The sequence below is a fragment of the Cumulibacter manganitolerans genome (genome assembly GCF_009602465.1).
GTDB classification, from domain to species: domain Bacteria; phylum Actinomycetota; class Actinomycetes; order Mycobacteriales; family Antricoccaceae; genus Cumulibacter; species Cumulibacter manganitolerans.
The window spans coordinates 73,070-94,216 of sequence record NZ_WBKP01000006.1 but is presented as its reverse complement, the minus strand read 5'-3'; the positions used below and the strand labels follow the sequence as shown (position 1 = coordinate 94,216).

Below are 21,147 nucleotides of genomic sequence, written 5' to 3'. Positions count from 1 at the left end.
GCGTCCCGCCGTCTGTCACGCCGGCGCGGTGGGTTACCATTAATGGCCGGTTCCGCGTGCGGGGCCGGACGGTGAGCGATCACCGGCGAGCTGTGGCGCAGTTTGGTAGCGCACCTGACTGGGGGTCAGGGGGCCGCAGGTTCAAATCCTGTCAGCTCGACAAGTGAAAGCCTGGGTCAACAAGTCAATCGTTGGCCTTCCGACCCACCGCGTCGAGCAAGTGGACGATCTCCGTGGCGGTCATGCCGGTCGGATACACGCACGGCACCGTGACGCCGGCGTCCCGGTAGCCGGCGAGCGTGTCGACGACTTCGGCGGCGTCCAGGCGCATGCAGGTCTTCGCGACCACCGCGTCGGCGTCGGTGAGGCCCTGGCTCAGGAAGTGCTTGCGGTAGTTCGGTAGTCGATCGTTGTAGGACGCAGCATCAGCGCGGACATCTCCCGGCGGACCGACCCGGACGAACAGTGCCGACGCGACCCCGTCCTTGCCGGACGCCCGCGCGGTCTCGGTGAGGCGCGCGACCGTCGTGCGGGCCTTCGCGAGCGTGAGCCAGTTGAGCACGGCGCCATCGGCCTCGGCTGCAGCGAGGTCGATCATCTTGGGTCCCAGCGCCCCGACCATGACCGGATATCCCGCGCCGAACGCGATGTCGCTCTCGGCCGCGTCGAGGTCGTCGAGATACGACCTGAGGTGACCGAGCGGTGACGACGGGTACGGCAGGCCGAGCGCCTCGATCGCGGGTCGATGCGACACGCCGATGCCCATGATGAACCGTCCGCCGGACTGCTCATTGATGGTTGCGGCCAGCAGCCCCGCGAGGCGACCGGGTCGCACGAGGGTCACCGCGACGCCCGGTCCGACCTGCAGCGCGCTCGTTGCCTGCAGGGCGGCGGACGACGTGATAAACGGATCGCGCCCGGTCGTCCCCGGGCCGGGGAGCAGACCCGTCTCGGGCAGGTACAGGTGCGAGAACCCGGCGTCTTCCGCGGCGGCGGCGATCGTGGCGACGTCGGCGGCAGCAACAGACTTGAGCACGAGTCCAAGATGGGACGACATAGGCAGCCTCCTTCTAATCCGGCGGCGCGGAGCCCTACAGGTCGCGCAGGAAGTCGGTCACGGCGGCGTTGAACAGCTCCGGTTGGTCGATGTTCGCGGCATGGCCGGCGTCCGGGATCACGACCTTCCGGGCACCGGGAATCTTGGCGACCATGTAGTCGGTCCCGGCGAGGTACCCCACGTCGTTCGCACCGACGACCACGAGAGTCGGCACGGCGATCCTCGGCAGGGAGCTGATGACCCGCGCGTCCCGCTGGGCAAGCACGCCGCGAGCGGCGTGCGCCAACGCCTTCGGATTGTCGTGCACGGCGCGAACGACCTCTGCGGACTGCGACGCCTCCGGATCATCGCTGCCCTTCTCGACCGCGATGGCTTCGACGTGCTGATTCCACGCGTTGCGTGACTCGTCGCTCTTGTAGCCTGGGCCGGTGTCTTGCAGCAGCAACGCGGCGACACGCTCCGGATGGGCGAGGTAGTAGGCCATGGAGAGGTATCCACCGAGGGACATGCCGGCGACGATCACCTTCGGCGCGTCGAGCAGATCGACGAGCGCGTCGATGTCGGCGACGTTGATCGCCTCGCTGTAGCCCTCTGGGCTTCCGGGATCGCCGCTCTGGCCGTGGCCTCGCTGGTCGTAGGTGAGCACCGGGCGGTTCTCCGAGAGCGCGGCGATGTTGGGCTCCCACATCGCTGCGGTAGCCGAGTATCCGTGCGTGATGACCATCGGCGTCCCCGCGGCGTCGGGATTGTGGATCTCGTACGCGAGGCGTACTCCGTCATCGCGGGTCAGGAACTGGCGCATCGTGATTTCCTTCCATCTGGCTGAGGCAGCCACCGGCGCGGCGCCTCCGGCTCGGGGCTTCGGTCGGCACACGCGGCTCAGGCGTCGATGAACGTCGCCCGCGCGTGGTCGGTGTCCATGTACTCCTTGACCGCGGCGATCTTGCCGTCCCGCACCGTGAACAGGAAGTGGTACTGGTTGCGGTAGGAGCGACCGCTGCGCGTCTCCGCCGACGACTCGGCCTCGACCGCGACCCGGTCGCCCTCGGCGGTCATCGCGGTCGGCGTGATCGCGATCTTGCCGTCCTGGCAGGCCGACAGCAGACCCGGCAGACCCTTGGCGAAGACCTCCTTGGGAGCGGTGCCCGACATCCCCTTGATGCGCCCGGCGGTCCACCAGGTCGCGTCGTCGCTCATCGCGCCCAGCACCGCGTCGACGTCCCCGCTGCTGAAGGCCTCGAGGAAGCTCGTCACGGTCTGCTTGTTGTCCTGCTCCTGGCTCATCTGCGCTCCTCGTTCCGCCGCTGCATCTCCTGGTCAACGTATGCCACACCAGCCGCCGAGAAAATTCAATAGCGGTGCGAACCTTTCCGGTACGGTGCGGATAACCGATCGACGACGCCGTCGACGCTCTGTCGACGCGGCAGGAGGCCACGCATGGTGCAGGATCCCGCAGGCGGTACGACCGCTCTGAGTCCGCGCGAGGAGGCGGTCGCGCGGCTGACCGCCCCGGGCGCGGACTTCGAGATCACCGAGCGCGAGGTCCGCGGCATCCCGATGCGGGTGTTCACCGCCGGACCGCAGACCCTTCGCGACGTGTTCCTGCAGACCCGGCAGTACGGCGACCTGCCCTTCCTCATCTACGAGAACGAGCGGGTCTCCTTCGCCGAGCACGCCGCGCTGGTCGCCGGTCTGGCAACGAGGCTGCGCGACGACTACGGCCTGCGCAAGGGCGACCGGCTGGGCATCGCGATGCGCAACTACCCGGAGTGGGTCCCGGTGTTCTTCGCGGCCCAGGTCCTGGGGGTGATCGTCGTGCCGTTCAACGCCTGGTGGACCGCCGAGGAGCTGCGCTACGCGGTCGCCGACAGCACCCCGTCCCTCGTCGTCGCGGACGGCGAACGCGCGGCGCTCATGGTCCCGATCTGCGCCGAGCTCGGCCAGGTACCGGTGGTCGCCGTCCGCGTCGCGGAGCCGGTCGCCGGCACGATCGCCTGGGAGGAGCTCACCGGTGGCCTCGACCCGGCCGCGGCACTGCCGGAGGCGCAGATCGACCCGGACGACGACGCGACGATCCTCTACACCTCCGGCACGACCGGTCGGCCCAAGGGCGCCATCGGCACGCACCGCAACCACTGCACCAATCTGCTCAACACCCAGCTCGGTCGCGCGGTCACGATGGCGATGCAGCCGCAGCCCGTCGCTCTCCCGACGACCCAGCCGGGCACACTGTGCCCGTTCCCGCTGTTCCATATCGCCGGCATGTCCACGATGATCGCGACGGCGTCCGGCGGCAGCAAGCTGGTTCTCATGTACAAGTGGGATGTAGCCGTGGCGCGGCGGCACATCAAGGACGAGCAGCTCACCGCGGTCGCCGCCGTGCCGACGATCGTGAAGGAGCTCGTCGAGGACGAGGGCGGCGACCCTGGCGATCTGGCGAGCCTCGTCGGTCTGGCCAGCGGTGGGGCGGCGGTGCCGCACGACCTGATCACCCGCATCGAGACGCAGTTCCAGCGGAAGGTGTCCCCGGCGAACGGCTACGGGCTGACCGAGACGACGTCCGCGATCGTCAGCAACTCGGGCCAGGACTACTTCGACCACCCGGACTCCGTCGGGCGGCCGCAACCGGGCGCCGATCTCCTCGTCGTCGGCCCGGACGGCGAACCGGTGCCCGAGGGCGAGGTCGGCGAGCTCTGGTTCCGCGGCCCGAACGTGGTGCGCGGCTACTGGAACAACCCGGACGCGACGGCCGCGGCGTTCGAGGGCGGCTGGTTCCGCACCGGCGACCTCGGCAAGTACGTCGATGGGTTCGTCTACGTCGTCGACCGGCTCAAGGACGTGATCATCCGCGGCGGCGAGAACATCTACTGCGTCGAGGTGGAGAACGCGCTGTTCGAGCACCCGTCGGTGCTCGACGTCGCCCTGGTCGGCGTCCCCGACGACCAGCTCGGCGAGGTCGCCGTCGCCGTCGTCGTGCCGCGGCCCGGAGCCAGGGTGAGCGAGCCCGAGCTGCAGGACCACGTCGCCGGGCAGCTCGCCAGGTTCAAGGTGCCGGCCGCGGTGATCATCCGCGACGAGCCGCTGCCGCGGACCGCCACCGGCAAGGCGCTCAAGCGCCAGCTACGGACCGAAGTTCTCGACCAGAAGGGCGCCTGAGGGCATGAACAGCATCCTCTACACCGAGACCGATCACGTCGGCGTGATCACCCTGAACCGCCCCGAGGTGCACAACGCGCTGAGCCACGAGGCGTACGCCGAGCTGACCGACTGCGTGCGCTCGACCACCGCCCGGGCCTTGGTGATCACCGGCGCCGGGAAGTCGTTCTGCTCGGGCGACGACGTCCGCTCGGTGATGGGCGCGGGGGAGCGCAAGCCGCCGACCGAGGGCCGGGAGCCGCGGCTCACGCCGGCGGCCGACGCGCTGCTGCACACCGACGTACCGGTCATCGCGGCGGTCAACGGCACCGCGGTCGGGTGGGGCGTCGAGCTGGCGCTGATGGCCGACATCCGCATCGCGTCGCGGCGGGCCCGCTTCGGCGAGCTGTTCGTCAAGCGGGGGCTGTGCAGCGACGTGGCCGGCCTCGGACTGCTGGCCGGGGTCGTCGGACGCTCGAACGCCGCCGAGCTGCTGTTCACCGGAGAGCTGATCGACGCCGACCGGGCGAAGCAGATCGGGCTCGTGCGGGACGTCGTCGACGAGGAGCAGCTCATGCCGAGCGCGCTCGAGCTCGCGGGACGGATCGCGGCGAACCCGCCGCTGGCGGTCGCCGCGCTCAAGCGCGGGCTGCGCAAGGCGTTGGATCCCGACTGGACCGAGCTCGGCCTGTGGGTGTCCCGGACGCTCGGCGAGCTCTTCGCCACCGAGGACCACCGCGAGGGCGTCCGGTCGTTCCTGGAGAAGCGCGAGCCGACGTACGTCGGACGCTGATCGTGCCGTATTCCCGCGATGCAGCGTTCTCGCGGCATCGCGGGAACCTATCGCCGCGCGCCGGGACGCCGGCGCGGCTGCCCTAGGCTGCAGGCATGGCCCGCGAGCGCCGGACGACGTCGGGTCGGTTCTTCGACCCCACGGTGCCCATCCTGCTGATCACGCTCCTCGTGCACGTCGTCCGGCAGGACGTCGTGGACATCGCAGTGTTCGCCGGCGTCGTCGCGTTGATCGCCGTGGACCACGCGCGGCCCGTCCCGGTCGTGGACGTCCGGTGGCCCGCGGTCCCCTGGTGGGGGGTGGCGGCCTGCTGCGTGACGATCGGCGCGGTGGGTGTGCTGCCGATCGGCAGCACACCGGTGCGCATCATGCTCGTCGCGATCGGGCTGCTCGCGGCGGTCGCTGTCCTGACCGCGCCGCGAGGCGCTCCTGGCGCCGGCCCCGACGTCGCCGCCCGGTGGTGGGCATGGCCGGCGGTGCTGGTGCTGCTGGCGCTCATCGAGCTCGTGAGCTTCCTGCTGCAACCCGACCCGCAGACCGGCAGCTACGCCAACCCCACGCTGTCCACGCTGCTCGACCCGGTGCTCGCCGAGCCGGCGGCGCGCCTCGTCGCCCTCACCCTGTGGTCGGCGTCCGGCTGGTGGCTGCTGCGCACGATCCGCCGGCCGGGGGACCGGCGATGAGCAGCCACGTCTGGACCGTCGCGGGCTACCTCGCGGTGGTGCTGCTGCTCGCGGCGATCGAGGTCGCGGGCCGCCGCGGACGCGGCCGCTGGATCACCCTCGCGGAGGCGATGCGGCGGGCGACGCGGCACCGCGCCGCGCAGATCGGGCTGGTGCTGGCCTGGTGGTGGGTCGGCTGGCACTTCTTCGGCGGCTGACCAGCGCGCAGGTTCCGCCGTTCGCGGCGTACTTCGGTACCGATTCGGCCGGTTTCCGGTACCGAAGTACGCCGCGAGCCGAGGATGCCGTTCAGGACTCGGAGACCGGCGCGACGTAGTGCCAGCGGCCCGCGTGGCGCAGGAATCCGGAGTGCTCGTGGACGTCGCCCTTCAGTGGCCCGATGGCGTACGACGCGCTGAACTCGACGACGCCCTCGTCGTCGTCCTCGCCGCCCTCGACCGTCGACAGGATCCGCAGGTCGCTCCACGTGAGCCCCTCGATGGAGACGTCCTGCGGTCGGGTCCGCGGGTGCCAGGTACGGAAGATGTAGTCCGACAACCCGATGGCGAACGCCGAGTAGCGGCTGCGCATCAGCTCCTCCGCGGTGCGGGCCGCGCGGACGCCGTCGTGCAGCGGCTCGCAGCAGTCGGCGTACGCGCCGTTGCCGCAGGGGCAGGCACTCGAGGACATCAGAACTCCAGGATGATGCGCCCGCGTACGCCGCCCTTGGCGAGCAGCTGCTGCGCTTCGGCGGACTGCTCCGCCGGGAAGGTCTTCGCCACGCGGAGGGTGACCACGCCGTCCTCGGCCTGCTGGCGCAGCCGGTCCAGCGCGGCATGGTTCTCGGCGTAGTCGCGCACCATCACCGGGAAGAACTGCAGCCGCCGCTCACCGTTGCCCTTCCAGAACCGGACGGTGGCGACCTTGCCGTCGTCCTTCACGGCCGACAGCGCCTTCTCGTCCAGGACGGCGCCGTCGGCGAGGGCGTCGACGCCCTCCGGGAAGTGCTCGCGGAACCGCTCGGCGACGTCGTCGCCGCGGCGGACGACGATGTCGGCGCCGAGGTCGCGCACCAGCTGCTCGTCGGCCTCGGACGAGTCGGCGACGACGGTGAGCCCGTCCGCCTTCGCCAGCTGGATCACGTACCCGCCGAACGCTCCGGCGGCTCCCGTGACGGCGAGGGTCTGGCCGGGCTTGAGGGCGAGCAGGTCGAGCGCGAGGCGGGCGGTCAGCCCGTTCATCGGCAGCGTGGCGGCCTCGGCGTGGCTGGTGCCGGCCGGGGCGAGCGTCACGGACACCGCCGGCAGCACGATGCTCTCGCGGTACGCGCCGTGCGTGCCGGAGGGCACGACGATGCCCATCACCCGGTCGCCGACCTGCACGCCGGTCTGCACGCCGGGCCCGACCTCGTCGATGACACCGGCGATGTCCATCCCGGGCACCTGCGGGAACGTCGGCGTCTCGCCCTTGCGCACCCGGGAACCGAGCGGGATGTAGGTGTCGGTCGGGTTCACCGCCGCCGCGTGCACCCGCACCCGCACCTGGCCGGTGCCGGCGTGCTCGATCGGGACCTCGACCAGCTGCAGATTCTGGGCTCCGCCGAACTCCATGACGCCTGCGGCCCGGGTGGTCTCGTTCATCGCTCACTCCTTGATAGCGGGGTTCGCCGAGCCTATAACGGCGTACCGAGCCACTCGCCGCCACTCGCGCGGCCGGCCGGGGCTCACCCGCCCGGGTCCTGCGGCCCCGCCGATAGGAACGGGACCTAGGACCCTATTGGCAGCAGGCTCCCTCTGGCGTAATGGATCCATCACCACCGGGAACGGTGCGGGAGACCGCTACAGCTGTCCGGCAGTGAGTTGAGGGCATGGCGCGAGCGGGGGGCCCGCGCCATGCCCTCAGCGGTGCCCGGCCTCCCCCGCCGAGCAGGCGCCGATCTTGACCGCGGGCCCCGAAAGGGCGATGCTCAAGGACGTGCGCTGAAGAAGCAGCCTCGGACGTGTCGGCACTGCCGCGACACGAGGGGTCGGTGCACCGCTGCCGGGTGATCGGGGGTGGGCTGTGCCCGCTGCGCAGGCGGAGATCGTCGACGAGCTCCTCGTGCCCGCGGCCACCCTGGCCCTGGTACACAGCCATCGCTCGCCGACCCGGTACCGCGCCCAGCGGGCCGAGCACTTCTCACAGGCTGTCCGCGCCGTCATCAGGGATCCGGGCATCGCGTCGCGCGCGCAGGCGGCCGGCGCCCGCACCCGCACGACGTCGCTGCGCCGCTTCCTGCCCTCGGTGGTCGAGCAGCTCATGGCGCTGACCGGCGCCGACACAGCCACCGTCCAGATCGTCGACCCGGGCGGAGGAGCGTTGCGCGTCGTCGCGCACGCCGGGCTGGCGCAGCGGGTCGTGCAGGAGTTCGGCGTCCTCGAGGACGACCGAACGGTGTCCGGTACCGCCGCACGCACCGGGCGACAGGTGGCGGTCGGCGATCTGCATTCCGACCCCAGGTTCGCGCCCATCCAGCCGCTGGCCGACCAGACCCGCTTCCGAGCGGTACTGGCCACGCCGCTGTTCGACCTCGCCGGCCGCCTGATGGGGGTCGCGAACGCGCTGTGGCACGACCCCGTCGCGCTCGACCGGGCGCTGGTGCAGACGGTCGGGCTGTACGCCGACTTCGCCGGCGAGCAGCTGCGACGGCTGGTCGCCGGCCCCGCCGGGACCCCGGTCGACGACGGCGCCGACGGCAGCCCCGACCCGGTCGCCGCAGCCATGATCACGGCCCTCACGACCCCGCTCGCGCGCGACGCCGCGCCCACCGGCGGGGTATCGCCCGCCGGCCGGATGCCGCCGGGCGACGGGAGGCGCGACCGTGACCCGCGGGACCTCGACCCGCAGCTCACCGAGCTGCTGATCGGCCGCCTGCTGCGCATGCAGCTCGGCATCGCCGGGCTCGGCAGCCTGCTCACCAGTCCCGAGGCGACGGCCCGGCTCGCCACCGTCAGCGACGAGGTCGAGCGCATCCTCCAGGCGGTACGCCGGCACGTCGCGGGCGGCGCAGCCGACCGAGCCGACGGCCCCAGCCCGCCGGGGACGAGCCCGGGGGCGCACGTTCGGGACTTCGGTCCCTGGTGACACCGGCGGCAGCGCTGAACCGTAATGCGTCGGGGAGCAGCGCGCGGCGCCGCCAAACGCCCGCCGGCCCGATCGCGCCGCCGTGGGTCACCGTCCCGCCGGCGGCGTACGGCGGGACCGAGTCGGTCGTCGACAACCTGGCCCGCGGCCTGCGCGAGGCCGGTCACGACGTCGTGCTGTTCACCGTCGGGTCCTCGAGCAGCCCGGTGGAGCGCCGGTCGCTGTTCGCCGATCCCGCCACGCCGTGGGGCGCGGCGATCCCCGAGGCGGCGCACGTGCTCGCGGCGTACGAGTCGCTCGGCGACGTCGACATCATCCACGACCACACCGAGCTCGGTCCGCTCGTCGCGGGCCGCTCCCAGGTGACCCGGGTCCCTATCGTCTGCACCGCGCACGGGCGATTCACCGACCTCACCCGCCCGGTCTACGCCGAGATCGCCCGCACGGCCGCGATCGTGGCGATCTCCGCCGACCAGGCGGCCCGCGCCGGCGTACCGATCAGCGCGGTGATCCACCACGGCATCGACACCGCGGCGTACCTGCCCGGCGACGGCACCGGAGGCTACGTCGCGTTCGTCGGCCGCATGAGCGCGGACAAGGGCGTCGACCGTGCCGTGCGGATCGCGCGGAAAGCCGGCTGGCCGCTGCGCCTGGTCACCAAGATGCGCGGGACGCCACCGAGGTCGCGTACTTCAAGGAGCACGTGCGGCACCTGCTCGACGAGCCGCCCCTGGAGCTACCCCTGGCCGAGCGGATCGAGGTGCTGCGCAACGCCGCCGCGCTCGTCAACCCCATCTGCTGGGACGAGCCGTTCGGTCTCGTGATGGCCGAGTCACTCGCCACCGGGACCCCGGTCGTCGCGTATCGGCGCGGGGCGGCCCCGGAGATCGTCACCCACGGACTCACCGGGTTCCTGTGCGACGACCAGCGTGATGCCGTGGCGGCGCTCTGCGAGATCCAGCGCCTCGACCGCCGGGACTGCCGCCAGGACGCGGAGCGGCGCTTCGGCGTCGACCGGATGGTCCGCGAGTACGTCGCGTTGTACGAGGAGATCATCCACACCTACTCCAGCCGCGGCTTCCTGCACCGGGTACGGGCACCGCGCCGCGACCGCGACCTTATGAACGGCCTCGATCGGCCGGGCGCGGGGTCCGACAGCGCGGAGACGGCGTCGTGAGCGCGCCGCGCTGCCGCGAGACGCCCGGATCACCGCCGCGGCGGCCTATCGAGTGAGCATGGGCCGATGGACGCGCAACCGGCGCTGCAGCGCACCTTCGAGGCGATCATCCTCGACCGGAGCGCGCTCGGTGGCGAGCGAGCGGGGCCGCGGTCGAGGATCGGGCGGCTGGTCGCGCGCGGCGCGACGGTGGTCGTCGCCGGCGTGGAGCCGGCCGAGGTCGCCCGGCTCGGCGTCCCGGCCGGGCACGGCGAGCTGCTGCTCGTCCCGCGCTCGCCCCGCGCCGTCTACCGGGCGACGCCGCGAGGCCCGCGGCCGGTCCCACCCGCACCGACCGACCGGGCATCAGGCACGACGGCCGAGTCGCGGACGCTCCGGTTGCTCGGCGACGCCGGGATAACGCCCGGCCTGGTGCTCGTCGTCGCGTGCCCCGACGGCTTGACGGAGGGACCGTCCAGCAGTCCCGCCCTGCGCCTGGGGCGGCAGCTGCCGGGCAGCACCATCGTCGACGTCCGCCGACCGGCTTGCGAGACGGCGCCCCAGGTGCCGTCGACCGGGCCGGCCGGCTGCCCGGACGGCGCACCAGGCGACACCGACGGAGGGTACGCCGGCATCGTCGCCGGCCTGCTGGACGAGCAGCTCCATCGGCGCCGGACCCGCCGGCTCCCCCACGTGGACGAGGACGCGGAATGGGTGATCGTCGACGACGACTCGGTCCCGGCCCGGCGGCGGGTCGTCGACTGCCTGTTCACGGTCTCCGACGGCCGCGTCGCCACCCGAGCCACGTCGGAGGACACCACGTCGGACACCGAGCCGCTCGTCCTGGCCGCCGGTGTCTACGTGGGCCAGGGGGAGTCCCAGGAGCTGCTTCCGGGACCGTTCTGGCCGGCGATGCGGCTGGGCTCCGTCGAGACCCGCCGACGGCGGGTCCTCGACCTGCGTGCCGGGCTCATGCTGCGCGAGGACGTCCGGGACGGCATCATCCTGCTGCATCGCGACAGCACGTCTCGTTCCGCTCCGTTGCAGATGGTGGAGCGGATCGCCGCGTACGCCACCTCCGAGCGTCGCCATCCGCTGCACGGGCGTCCCGAGCGGCTGCTGCGTGCGGCGATGGACGGCGGCTTCGACGCGCTGCTGCGTCGTCACCGGTCGGCCTGGGCCCGACGGTGGCGCGACGTCGGCGTCGAGATCGTCGGTGATCCCGAGCTGCAGCTGGCGGCGCGATTCGCGCTGTTCCAGCTATGGGGTGTCGTGCACGGCGACGGCGAGTCCGCGATCGGCGCGCGAGGGCTCACCGGCAAGGCGTACCGCGGCCACGTGTTCTGGGACGCCGACGTCTTCATGCTGCCGGCGCTCGCGACGATGTCGCCGCGGGCCGCGCGATCGATGCTCGAATACCGGTTGCGCCGGCTTCCGCAGGCGCGCGCCATCGCCCAGATCCATGCGTTCGACGGCGCCCGCTTCCCCTGGGAGTCGGCCCGTGACGGTACCGACGTCACCCCACGATCGGCCAGCATCGGCGGTCTGCTCATGCTGATCCGCACCGGTGAGCTCGAGGAGCACATCGTCGCGGACGTCGCCTGGGCGGCCGAGCATTACGCCGCCTGGACCGGCGATCACCGTTGGCTGCACGACCGCGGGTACCCGCTCGTCGTCGAGACGGCCCGCTACTGGGCCTCGCGCTGCCGCCGGGACCGGGACGGCTCGGTGCACATCGACCGGGTGATGGGCCCGGACGAGTACCACGACCGCGTCGACGACAACGCGTTCACCAACGTGATGGCGCGCTGGAACCTCCGCCGCGGCGCCGACCTGCTGGAGCGCATCGACGGCTCCGACGGAGCGCGCCAGGAGGCGGCTGCCTGGCGCGCCCTCGCGGCTGGGATGTTCGACGGCTAAGACGCCGCGACCGGCCTCTACGAGCAGTTCGCCGGATACCTGGCACTCGAGCCGCTGATGGCCGCCGACCTCGGACGCCGCCCGATCGCGGCCGACCTGCTGCTGTCTCGAGAGCGGTTGCTGCGCTCGCAGATCATCAAGCAGCCAGACGTGCTGATGCTCCACCACCTGCTGCCGGACGACGTGGCGCCCGGGTCACTGGAGCCGAACCTGGCCTTCTACGAGCCGCGCACGACGCACGGCTCCTCGCTCTCGCCCGGCATCGCCGCCGCGCTGCTCGCGCGTGCCGGGCGGACCGCCGAGGCGGTCGACATGCTGCGCACGACGCTGCGCATCGACCTCGACGACCTGACCGGCACCACGGCCTCGGGGTTGCACTTCGCGGCGCTGGCCGCGGCCTGGCAGGCCCTCGTCCACGGCTTCGCGGGTCTGCGGGTCGTGGACGGCGCTCTGCTGATCGACCCCCGCTTGCCGGAGTCGTGGCAGCGGCTCGACCTCCGGCTGCGCTGCCTCGGGCGTCGGCTGCGGGTCAACGTCTGCGCCGACCGGGTGACCGTGCACACCGACGGGCCGCTCGGGCTGCGCGCCGCCGATGGCGTGCGGCTGATCGACGGCCGGGCCGTCCTCGAGCCGGCACCGTCCGGCTGGAAGGTGGTGGCACCGACATGAGCAGGATCGTCGCGGTCGTAGACGAGGTGGACCGCGCCGAGCGGATCGTCGCCGTGGCACGGACCTACAGCCGGCTGCTGCACGCCTCGCTCGTCCTGCTGGCGAACCCCCGCGTGGAGCAGCGGCTCGTCTCCGCGGAGCCTGCCGAGGACCAGGAGGTACGCCCGTTCGACGGCAGCGTCCCGTCGGACCTCGCGGCCGAGCTCGTCGGCCTGGATCCCCGGCTCACCGTTCTGCCGTGCGGCGCGGATGCGACCGAAGGGTGTCTCGGGCTGCTGGGTGCCTACCCCGGCTGGCTGCTGGCAGTGCCGGGCGGCGGCGTGACCGCCCCGGCGAAGGACGTGCGCGCCCTGAGCCACCCGTTGCGCATCCTGGCGCCCATCGATGGCACCGCCGGCGCGGCCTCGGTGGCCCGCGCGGCGGTCCGGATGCTCGGAGTCGCCGGTGAGGAGGCCATCCTGCTGCACGTGTTCGAGAGGTCGACCGCACCGGCCTTCTGGGACCAGAGCGCCCACGCGCAGCGCGCTTGGGAGACCGAGTTCCGGGCCCGGCTGTGGAAACCGGCCGCCACCCGGCTCGAGCTGCGGCTCGATGATCCCGATCGGGGCGCACGACGGGCTCGTCGAGCGGGTGGGGCGAGCGCGGGACCTTCGGCACTAGTCGCCCGCGCCGCCGCTGCAGCATCCTGGGTGCGATCGAGCAGACCGGCGACCCGGATGCGGCGCACACCGCGTCCGGTGTTCGCCCGTAGGACGCAGGAGCAGCAACACGTGCGAGCCCAATCATCGACCGCGGACGCGTGCGTCATCAGCATCGACCACTGCCCGGAACGCCGGATCGTGCTGATCAGCATGTGGGGGACCGTCGGCAGCGACGCGCTCGATCGGCTGTCGGAAGCGGTCGAGGAGGCCATCGGTCTCCATCCGCGGTGGGTGCTGATCGATCTCGGCACCGCCCGGCTGGATCCGGACGGGCTGGCCCTGCTGCACCTCACCCGCCGCAAGCTGGCCCGGCACCACGTCAGATTGGCGGTGACGGGCATCTCGCGGCGGGTCCGCGGCGCGCTCGAACGCATCGGCGAGTCGCCGCGCTGCCCGTTCTACACCACCGTGGACGTCGCCATTGCCGCGATCGACGCCTTGGAGTCGCCCTCGTCGCTGGTCGGTCTGGCGTAGCGGACGGCTCATCCGACGGCGATCACCAGCGACCCCGCGGCGGCCCCGGATCTCAGGTCGTCCAGCGCCTGGGCGGTCTGCTCGAACGGGTACACGGTGACTGCCGGCTTCAGCGCGAGGTGCTCGGCCAGCCGCAGGAAGGCCTCGCCGTCGGCTCGCGTGTTCGCGGTGACAGTGCGCAGGTCCCGCTCGCCGAAGAGATGCTCTGCGTACCGCATCGCCGGTATGTCGGTCATGTGGATGCCGGCGAGGGTCACGGTTCCGCCACGCACGGTGGCCCGCAGCGCGGCCGGGACGATCTCGCCGGCCGGCGCGAAGACGATCGCCGAATCCAGCTCGACCGGCGGCGTGTCGAATGTGTCGCCCACGAACGCGGCGCCGTGCTCCTCGGCGAGCCGCCGGTTGGCCGCGCCACGGGTCATCACGAAGATCTCGGCGCCCATCGCCGTGGCCAGCGCCGCCGTGATGTGGCCGCTCGAGCCGTATCCGTAGATGCCCAGCCGACCGCCCGGTGGCAGCGCGGCCCGCGCCAGCGCCCGATAGCCGATGATGCCCGCGCACAGCATCGGTGCCAGGTGCAGCGGATCGGCGTCCGCGGGCAGCCGGTAGGCGAACGCTTCCGGGACGGTCACCAGGTCGGCGTACCCGCCGTCGGCGTCCCAGCCGGTGAACTGGGCCTTCGGGCACAGGTTCTCGCGGCCGGAGCGGCACCAACGACACACTCCGCAGGTGAGGCGCAGCCAGGCGATCCCGACGCGGTCGCCGGTGCGCAGCTCCTGCACGTCGCTGCCGGTGCCGTCGACGGTGCCGACGACCTGGTGACCGGGGATCACGCGGGGGCGGTGGACCGGCAGCTCCTGGTCGACGACGTGCAGGTCGGTGCGGCACACGCCGCAGGCCTGCACCCGCACGAGCACCTCGCCGGGAGCGGGCGTCGGCGTGGCCGCCTGGGCGCGGACGACGGTGCCGGGAGACCGGTCGGTCCGCCACGCGCGCATCGTCTCGTCGCTCACGGCGCCGGGGATCCGCTCTTCGACCGCTGCTCGACCTCGGCGATCTTCGGGATGGTTCTCAGCACGGAGTCGGGGTTCAGCGAGATGGAGTCGATTCCCTGCGTCACCAGGAACTCCGCGAAGTCGAGGTGGTTGCTCGGCCCCTGGCCGCAGATCCCGATCTTGATGCCGGCGTCATGGGCGGCGGCGACCACCATGCTGATCATCCGGGTGACCGCCTCGTTGCGCTCGTCGAACAGGTGCGCCAGCTGCTCGGAGTCGCGGTCGATCCCCAGCACCAGCTGGGTGAGGTCGTTCGAGCCGATCGAGAAGCCGTCGAACCGGGTGGCGAACTGCTCCGCGAGGATGACGTTGGAGGGGATCTCGCACATCATGTAGACCTGCAGATCGTTCTCTCCGCGGCGCAGCCCGTGCGCCGCCATCAGCTCCAGCACCCGGTCGGCCTCCGCGACGGTGCGGCAGAACGGGATCATCACGACGATGTTGGTGAACCCGATCCGCTCCCGCACCCGCCTCAGGGCGCGGCACTCGAGGGCGAAGCCCTCCCGGTAGCGCTCGTCGTAGTACCGCGACGCGCCGCGGAACCCCAGCATCGGGTTGGCCTCCGGCTCCTCGAAGGCCCCTCCGCCGAGCAGGTGGGCGTACTCGTTCGTCTTGAAGTCGCTGAGCCGCACGATCACCGGGCGCGGGTAGTACGGCGCGCTGATCTTGGCCAGACCGGTGGCCAGGGTCTCCACGAAGTACTCGGTGGGGTCGTCGAAGCCGTGCGTCAGCTCGCTGATGCGGCGGCCCTCGTCCCGGTCGGTGACGCGCTCGGGATGGACGAGCGCCATCGGGTGCACGCGGATCAGGTCGTTGATGATGAACTCCATCCGCGCCAGCCCGACTCCCGCGGTCGGCAGCCGCCACCACTTGAACGCGGCCGCGGGGCTCGCGATGTTGACCATGATGCTCGTGCTGGTCTCGGGCAGCTGCTCGAGATCGACCTTCTCCGTCCGGTGCTCGAGCTCCCCGGCGTACACGTGGCCGCGATCGCCTTCGGCGCAGGAAAGCGTGATCATCGCGCCGTCCTCGATGACGTCCAGCGCGTTGCCCGTGCCGACCACGGCGGGTACGCCGAGCTCGCGGCTGATGATCGCCGCGTGGCTGGTGGAGCCGCCGTGCTCGGTCACGATGCCGCCGGCGCGCGCCATGACCGGCACCCAGTCGGGGTCCGTCATCTCGGTGACGAGGATGGAGCCGTCGACGAACCGCCCGATGTCGCCGATCGCCCGCAGCACGCACGCCGGACCGGTCGCGACGGAGTCGCCGATGGCGGCGCCGGACACGAGCAGCTCGCCGCGCCCGAGGAGGCGGTGTACGGCGAACTGGGTCTGGCTGCGGTTGGCCTGCACCGTCTCGGGACGTGCCTGGACGATGAAGAGTTCACCGCCGGGATCGTCCTTAGCCCACTCGATGTCCATCGGGCCGCCGTAGTGACGTTCGATGAGCACCGACCACCGGGCCAGCTGCAGGATCTCGTCGTCGCTGAGGACCAGGGAGCGACGCTCCCGCTCGGTCGTCTCCACCAGGCGGGTGCGGGCGCCGTTGCCGCGGCCGTAGATCAGCTTGCGCTTCTTGGCGCCCGCGGTCCGCTCGATGATCGGCCGCACGGCCGGCTCCGGCAGCAGGGGCTTGTAGACCACGTACTTGTCGGGGTTCACCATGCCCTGCACGACCGTCTCGCCCAGGCCCCAGGTGGCGCTGACGATCACGGCGTCCGGGAACCCGGACTCGGTGTCGACGGTGAAGATCACCCCCGAGGCGCTGGACCGCACCATCCGCTGTACGCCGATGGAGAGGGCGACGTCGAGGTCGTCGAAGCCCTTGGCGCCACGGTAGGCGATCGCGCGGTCGGTGAACAAGGAGGCGAAGCAGCTGCGGCACGTCTCCAGGACGGCGTGCTCCCCGGAGACGTTCAGGAAGGACTCCTGCTGACCGGCGAACGCGGCGTCGGGGAGGTCCTCCGCGGTGGCGCTGCTGCGGACCGCCACGGGGAGCGGCCGAACGCCCTCTCGCTCACCCAGCTCGCGGTAGTGGGAGAGGATCGCCTCCTCCACCGGCGCCGGGATCTCCGCCGCGAGGATCAGCTCGCGAACCGCTTGCCCGGTGTCGTGCAGGGACGCGGTCCCCGAGCGGTAGGCGTCGATGTGCCCCCGGATCGCGGGTTCGAGGTCGTTCGCGCGGAGCACCTCGCGATAGGAGTGCGCCGTCACGGCGAACCCCCCGGGCACCCGGATACCGTCGCTCGCCAGCGAGCCCATCATCTCGCCGAGGGAGGCGTTCTTGCCGCCGACCCGCGGAAGGTCCTTCAGTGACGTTTCCTCCAGCCACATGACGTACTGCTGGTGCACGACGACTCCCTCGTCCCGGTGGAGATGCCACGGGTACAGTGGTGGGGAGCCATATTGGGAGTATCAGAACTGCATCAGGAGGTCAACAGCGGCGGTGCGCCCGGCGCCGACGTCGTGGCCGGGTGCGGCTAGTCGGCCACCTCGGCGTCGTCGCCCTCGGGCGTGAAGCCGCGGGGCATCCGCAAGAGGACCTCCTGGTTCATGGAGGCGAGCAGCCGCCCGTCGGCGTCGCTGATGCGGCCCTGCGTCAGGGCCCGGCTCTGCGCGTTGCTGGTCGGGACGACGTCGACGTACACCCAGTCGTCCATGCGCGGCGCGCGGTGGAACCACAGCGTGTGGTCGAGGCTCATCGCGGCGTGCTCGAGACCCGGGACGTCGACGTGCCGGGCGGTGCGGATGACGGTCAGGTCACTGATCGTCAGCAGCGCCGCGTGCTGGAGGTAGGGCTCGTCGCCGACCGGCCGGGCAAGCCGGATCCAGTAGGGGTGCAGGCGGCGACGACCGTCCCACTCGTGCACGGTGCGCAGCTCGAAGTCGTCCATGATGGGGAAGCGTCGCTCGGGCGCGATCTCGTAGCAGTCCTCCGGTGGGGCGGCGGGCGCCGGGTGCGGGGCCTGCCAGTCGTCGCCGTCCTCGCCGGTGTGCATCGACACGGTGGCGCGCAGCAGCTCGCGGCCGGCCTGGTGCATGACGACCTGCCGGCTGCTGAACGATCCGCCGTCGCGGACCCGCGGGACGTCGAGGGTGACGTCGACATCCGGGACGCCGGCGCGCAGGAAGCTGGCGTGGATGGAGTTCGCGGGACGGTCGCCCGGGACGGTCCGCATCGCCGCCACGAACGCCTGCCCCAGCAGGTAGCCGCCGTACAGCCGGTCGCCGCCGACCGCGGCGGGCGCCTGGAACGAATCGGTGGCTACCTCGCGCAGGTCGAGGACGTCGTGCAGGGTGAGTGGCATAGGGGCACCTTCGAGAGCGGATGGGCGAGCTGCGGGCCGTGCGGTGTGCCGGCCAGGACGGAGATCAGGACTGCTCGGCGAGCGTGGCCAGGCGGTCGAGCGAGGCGCGGAGCATCGCGGCGGACGTCGAGCGAGCGCGCTCCAGCCGGGTGGGGTCCTCCAGCCGGGTCCAGTCGTAGGTGTGCGTCACCGTCGCGCCGCCGTCGGGGGCCGGGTCGACCTCCCAACGCCACAGCTGGCCGAACGGGGGAGCGTCCTCCATCGCCGGCTGCCAGGCGATCCGGTGCCCCTCGTCGAACTCCACGACGTGATTGACCCGTACGCCGCTGTCGCCGGTCAGCCTCGTGCGGAACCGGTCGCCGACCGCCCGTACGCGCTGTCCCTCCGCGGCCTCGGCGATGTTGCCGTTGCCGTCCCAGTCGGCGTGCCGGGCGGGGTCGGCGATCAGCTCGAAGATCACCGCAGCGGGCGCCGCGATGGCGCGGCTGGCGGTGACGACGCGGTTCTCGGCGGACGTGGCAGGGTTGTCAGGCATGGCTCTATCTCATCGGCGGAGGTGTGTGCTCGTCAACTCGGGCCGGCGGCCGGGAGGCGTCAGCTGGAGCCGAGCTGCCAGCCGACCTCGTTGACGAACGAGTCGTAGAACTCCTGGGTGTAGGCGTTCTCCGGGTCCCGCCGCACGCGTCGGTCGAGCTCGTGGGCGTCCGCGCCGACGAGGATCCGCCATTGGTCGGTGCGCACCCCGTCGAGGATGATCGTGGCGGCCTCTCGCGCGGTCGTCGGCGCCTTCTCCTCGAAGCCGCGGGCCGCGTCGGCGACCACCGTCTGGACGTCGTCGTCGCTCATGCCCGCGGCGTCCCGGCCGTCGAGCGCGAGGCGGGCCCGGACCGCGACCAGCTCCTCGGGGGTCAGGGACGCGTCGTCCCGGTTCGAGTGCACCTTGCGGCTGTTGGTCACGATGCCGGTCCCGATGTGCCCGGGCATCACGACGGCGCAGGTCACGTGGGGCGCGTTCATCCTCAGGTCGGTGATCAGCGCCTCGGTGAGCCCCTTGACCGCGAACTTCGCCGCCGAGTACGCCGTGTGCGGGGTGTGCGTGCCGATGGTCGCCCAGAAGCCGTTGACGCTCGCGGTGTTGACGATCTTCGCTTCGGGCGCCGCGATCAGCGACGGCAGGAAGGCGCGGATCCCGTTCACCACGCCGAAGAAGTCCACCGCGAAGGTGCGGTCCCAGGCCTCGCGGGCACTGGCCACCAGCGACCCGCCGCCGCTGATCCCGGCGTTGTTGAACAGCAGGTGCACCTGGTCGGTCGCGTGCTGCTCGAGGACGTCGGCGGCGAAGCCGAGCATCGCCTGCTCGTCGGCGACGTCGACGAGGTGCGTGGTGACCAGCGGCGCATCGGCCGGCAGGGCCGCGACGGTCTGGTCGAGACCCGACCGGGACACGTCGCACGCGGCCACCTGGCATCCTGCGGCAGCGAGCTGGAGCGTGAGCTCGCGCCCCATCCCGTCGCCCGCTCCGGTCACCACGGCAATTCGTCCGTCGAGCTCCATACGTCGTCCTCTTTCCAGGAATCAGGTGTGCGGGTCAGCTGTAGATGAGGCCGTCGTCGAGGTCGGCGACGGGGAGCGTGTGCCGCTCCTCGTGGAACTCCTTCATGTGCACCCAGGGCTCGCGGTCGCCCTGCTTGAACATCTTCTCCTGCGACCGCATCATGTAGCCCGAGCTGACGTTCTCGGGGTCCATGAACGGCAGCAGCGGCATGTCGGCGTCCTGCGGCCGCAGGCGCGGCACCACGACCGTCGCGTGCTTGGCCTTCATGTGCTCGAGCATCCGGACGACGTACTGGCTCACCAGGTCGGCCCGCAGCGTCCAGCTCGCGCGGAAGTAGCCGAAGATGTAGGCCATGTTCGGCACGTCACTGATCATGATGCCGCGATGCGTCAGCTTGGTGCTGAAGTCCACTGGCGCACCGTCGAGGCTGAAGTCCATGCCGCCGAACAGCTCGAGGTCGAACCCGGTCGCGGTCACGATGATGTCCGCCGCGATCTCCTCGCCGGACGACGTGCGGATCCCGGTCGGGGTGAAGGTCTCGATCGTGTCGGTGACGACCGACGCCTTGCCCTGGCTGATCGAGTGGAACATGTCGCCGTCGGGAATGACGGCGATGCGCTGCTGCCACGGGCGGTACGGCGGGTTGAAGTGCTTCTCGACCTCGAAGCCCTCGGGCAGGTAGGGCCGCATGCCGTCCAGCAGCAGGGTGCGGACCGCGTCGGGCTGCTCGGTGGAGTTCTTGATGATCTCCTCGCCCTGCGCGAAGTACGCGCGCCGCACGATCTCGTGCGTCCACTCGTCGGGGGTGTCGAGGCTGCGCAGCGTCTCGGCGAGCTCGTGGGTCTTCGGGCGCGGCAGGAAGAACGTCGGCGTGCGCTGCAGCATCGTCACGTGCTCGGCCGTCTCGGCCATCGCCGGCACCAGCGTGGCCGCCGTCGCGCCGGAGCCGATGACCACGACGCGCTTGCCCGCGTAGTCGAGATCCTCCGGCCACTGCTGCGGGTGCACGATCGGGCCGGTGAACTGCTCCATACCGGACCAGGTCGGGGTGTAGCCCGCGGAGTGCCCGTAGTAGCCCTGGCACATCCACAGGAACGGGGTCGTGTATCGGATGACCTCGCCGTCCCGCGCCACCTCGACGGTCCAAAGCGCGTCGTCCGAGGACCAGCTCGCCGACGTGGCGCGGGTGCGGTAGCTGATCAGCGGCGCGAGGTCGTTCTCGGCGATGACCTCCTCGAGGTAGCTGCGGATCTCGCCGGCGGTGGCGATCGCCGGTCCCCGCCACGGCTTGAAGGAGTACCCGAACGTGAACAGGTCGCTGTCCGAGCGCGCCCCGGGGTAGCGGTGCGTCCACCAGGTGCCGCCGGGGCCGTCGAGGGCGTCGACGACCTCGAAGGACCGGTCCGGCAGGTCCCGGCGCAGGTGGTAGGCGGCGCCGATGCCGGAGATGCCGGCTCCGACGATCAGGACGTCGACCTTTCGCTCTTCGACCATGCCGCGGCCTCCGTGATCTAGTTCGCAGTGCTAGGGATTCCTCGGA

General features: G+C 71.6%; 20 protein-coding genes, 1 tRNA gene and 1 pseudogene. 11 read left to right on the top strand and 11 right to left on the bottom strand.

The features are described 5' to 3' along the window. Positions 1-86: 86 nt before the first annotated feature. Positions 87-160, top strand: a tRNA-Pro gene (locus tag F8A92_RS03900). Between the two features lie 24 nt (positions 161-184). Here F8A92_RS03900 and F8A92_RS03895 read toward each other — a convergent pair. The 3 genes from F8A92_RS03895 to F8A92_RS03885 all read right to left on the bottom strand — a co-directional run bounded on the left by F8A92_RS03895 (position 185) and on the right by F8A92_RS03885 (position 2,341). Further along, a complete protein-coding gene (locus F8A92_RS03895) occupies positions 185-1,057 on the bottom strand; it encodes an LLM class flavin-dependent oxidoreductase (protein WP_153503532.1) in 873 nt (290 codons plus the stop codon). A 34-nt stretch (positions 1,058-1,091) separates the two neighbouring features. Further along, positions 1,092-1,859, bottom strand: coding sequence for an alpha/beta fold hydrolase (locus F8A92_RS03890; RefSeq protein WP_153503531.1), 768 nt, complete (start codon positions 1,857-1,859; stop codon positions 1,092-1,094). A 77-nt stretch (positions 1,860-1,936) separates the two neighbouring features. Continuing rightward, the gene (locus F8A92_RS03885; protein WP_153503529.1) at positions 1,937-2,341 is read right to left on the bottom strand and encodes a nuclear transport factor 2 family protein; all 405 of its coding nucleotides are present in this window, start codon (positions 2,339-2,341) and stop codon (positions 1,937-1,939) included. A 153-nt stretch (positions 2,342-2,494) separates the two neighbouring features. Here F8A92_RS03885 and F8A92_RS03880 point away from each other — a divergent pair, with 153 nt between their 5' ends. The 4 genes from F8A92_RS03880 to F8A92_RS03865 all read left to right on the top strand — a co-directional run bounded on the left by F8A92_RS03880 (position 2,495) and on the right by F8A92_RS03865 (position 5,865). After that, positions 2,495-4,213, top strand: a complete 1,719-nt coding sequence (locus tag F8A92_RS03880) for a class I adenylate-forming enzyme family protein (protein ID WP_153503527.1) — start codon at positions 2,495-2,497, stop codon at positions 4,211-4,213. Positions 4,214-4,217: 4 nt separating this feature from the next. Then, positions 4,218-4,985 carry an enoyl-CoA hydratase/isomerase family protein gene (locus F8A92_RS03875; protein WP_153503525.1) on the top strand — a complete coding sequence of 256 codons (768 nt, stop codon included), beginning with the start codon at positions 4,218-4,220 and terminating at the stop codon, positions 4,983-4,985. Between the two features lie 95 nt (positions 4,986-5,080). Further along, complete coding sequence (locus F8A92_RS03870; protein ID WP_153503523.1) at positions 5,081-5,668, top strand: hypothetical protein; 588 nt, start codon at positions 5,081-5,083, stop codon at positions 5,666-5,668. After that, on the top strand, positions 5,665-5,865 hold the full coding sequence (locus F8A92_RS03865; protein ID WP_153503521.1) for a DUF6186 family protein: 201 nt from the start codon (positions 5,665-5,667) through the stop codon (positions 5,863-5,865). Before F8A92_RS03870 ends, F8A92_RS03865 begins: the two co-directional genes overlap by 4 nt. A 91-nt stretch (positions 5,866-5,956) precedes the next feature. On the opposite strand, the gene F8A92_RS03860 is transcribed toward F8A92_RS03865, so the two are convergent. Together F8A92_RS03860 and F8A92_RS03855 are read right to left on the bottom strand one after the other, a co-directional pair. Continuing rightward, positions 5,957-6,337 (bottom strand): YchJ family protein, encoded by a 381-nt coding sequence (locus F8A92_RS03860; protein ID WP_153503519.1) that lies wholly within the window; start codon positions 6,335-6,337, stop codon positions 5,957-5,959. Then, entirely contained in the window at positions 6,337-7,287 is a 951-nt protein-coding gene (locus F8A92_RS03855) for an NADP-dependent oxidoreductase (protein WP_153503517.1), read from the bottom strand. The genes F8A92_RS03860 and F8A92_RS03855 overlap by 1 nt, the downstream gene beginning before the upstream one ends. Positions 7,288-7,708: 421 nt before the next feature. On the opposite strand from F8A92_RS03855, the gene F8A92_RS03850 reads away from it, so the two are divergent. From F8A92_RS03850 to F8A92_RS03830, 6 genes and pseudogenes are all read left to right on the top strand, one after another. Next, positions 7,709-8,770 carry a GAF domain-containing protein gene (locus F8A92_RS03850; RefSeq protein ID WP_153503515.1) on the top strand — a complete coding sequence of 354 codons (1,062 nt, stop codon included), beginning with the start codon at positions 7,709-7,711 and terminating at the stop codon, positions 8,768-8,770. Then, positions 8,767-9,594: a glycosyltransferase gene (locus F8A92_RS03845; RefSeq protein WP_228389169.1), complete on the top strand. Its 828-nt coding sequence runs from the start codon at positions 8,767-8,769 to the stop codon at positions 9,592-9,594. Before F8A92_RS03850 ends, F8A92_RS03845 begins: the two co-directional genes overlap by 4 nt. Continuing rightward, a complete protein-coding gene (locus F8A92_RS18880) occupies positions 9,531-9,947 on the top strand; it encodes a glycosyltransferase (protein ID WP_228389168.1) in 417 nt (138 codons plus the stop codon). The genes F8A92_RS03845 and F8A92_RS18880 overlap by 64 nt, the downstream gene beginning before the upstream one ends. 66 nt (positions 9,948-10,013) lie before the next feature. After that, positions 10,014-12,239, top strand: a pseudogene (locus F8A92_RS19255) (hypothetical protein); the annotation flags it as partial. Between the two features lie 45 nt (positions 12,240-12,284). Continuing rightward, positions 12,285-12,515: a glycosyl hydrolase family 65 protein gene (locus tag F8A92_RS18870; RefSeq protein WP_228389175.1), complete on the top strand. Its 231-nt coding sequence runs from the start codon at positions 12,285-12,287 to the stop codon at positions 12,513-12,515. Next, the gene (locus F8A92_RS03830; protein WP_153503510.1) at positions 12,512-13,690 is read left to right on the top strand and encodes an STAS domain-containing protein; all 1,179 of its coding nucleotides are present in this window, start codon (positions 12,512-12,514) and stop codon (positions 13,688-13,690) included. The genes F8A92_RS18870 and F8A92_RS03830 overlap by 4 nt, the downstream gene beginning before the upstream one ends. 8 nt (positions 13,691-13,698) lie before the next feature. Here the strand turns inward: F8A92_RS03830 and F8A92_RS03825 are convergent, their stop codons facing one another. From F8A92_RS03825 to F8A92_RS03800, 6 genes are all read right to left on the bottom strand, one after another. Beyond that, on the bottom strand, positions 13,699-14,703 hold the full coding sequence (locus tag F8A92_RS03825) for a zinc-dependent alcohol dehydrogenase family protein (protein WP_228389167.1): 1,005 nt from the start codon (positions 14,701-14,703) through the stop codon (positions 13,699-13,701). After that, positions 14,700-17,096, bottom strand: coding sequence for a phosphoenolpyruvate synthase (gene ppsA / locus F8A92_RS03820; protein WP_228389166.1), 2,397 nt, complete (start codon positions 17,094-17,096; stop codon positions 14,700-14,702). The genes F8A92_RS03825 and ppsA overlap by 4 nt, the downstream gene beginning before the upstream one ends. 128 nt (positions 17,097-17,224) lie before the next feature. Then, entirely contained in the window at positions 17,225-18,052 is an 828-nt protein-coding gene (locus F8A92_RS03815; protein WP_153503508.1) for an acyl-CoA thioesterase, read from the bottom strand. Positions 18,053-18,116: 64 nt separating this feature from the next. Further along, the gene (locus F8A92_RS03810; protein WP_153503506.1) at positions 18,117-18,587 is read right to left on the bottom strand and encodes an SRPBCC family protein; all 471 of its coding nucleotides are present in this window, start codon (positions 18,585-18,587) and stop codon (positions 18,117-18,119) included. Between the two features lie 59 nt (positions 18,588-18,646). After that, positions 18,647-19,606 (bottom strand): SDR family NAD(P)-dependent oxidoreductase, encoded by a 960-nt coding sequence (locus tag F8A92_RS03805; protein ID WP_153503504.1) that lies wholly within the window; start codon positions 19,604-19,606, stop codon positions 18,647-18,649. Positions 19,607-19,640: 34 nt separating this feature from the next. Then, complete coding sequence (locus F8A92_RS03800) at positions 19,641-21,101, bottom strand: flavin-containing monooxygenase (RefSeq protein WP_153503503.1); 1,461 nt, start codon at positions 21,099-21,101, stop codon at positions 19,641-19,643. Positions 21,102-21,147 lie beyond the last annotated feature (46 nt).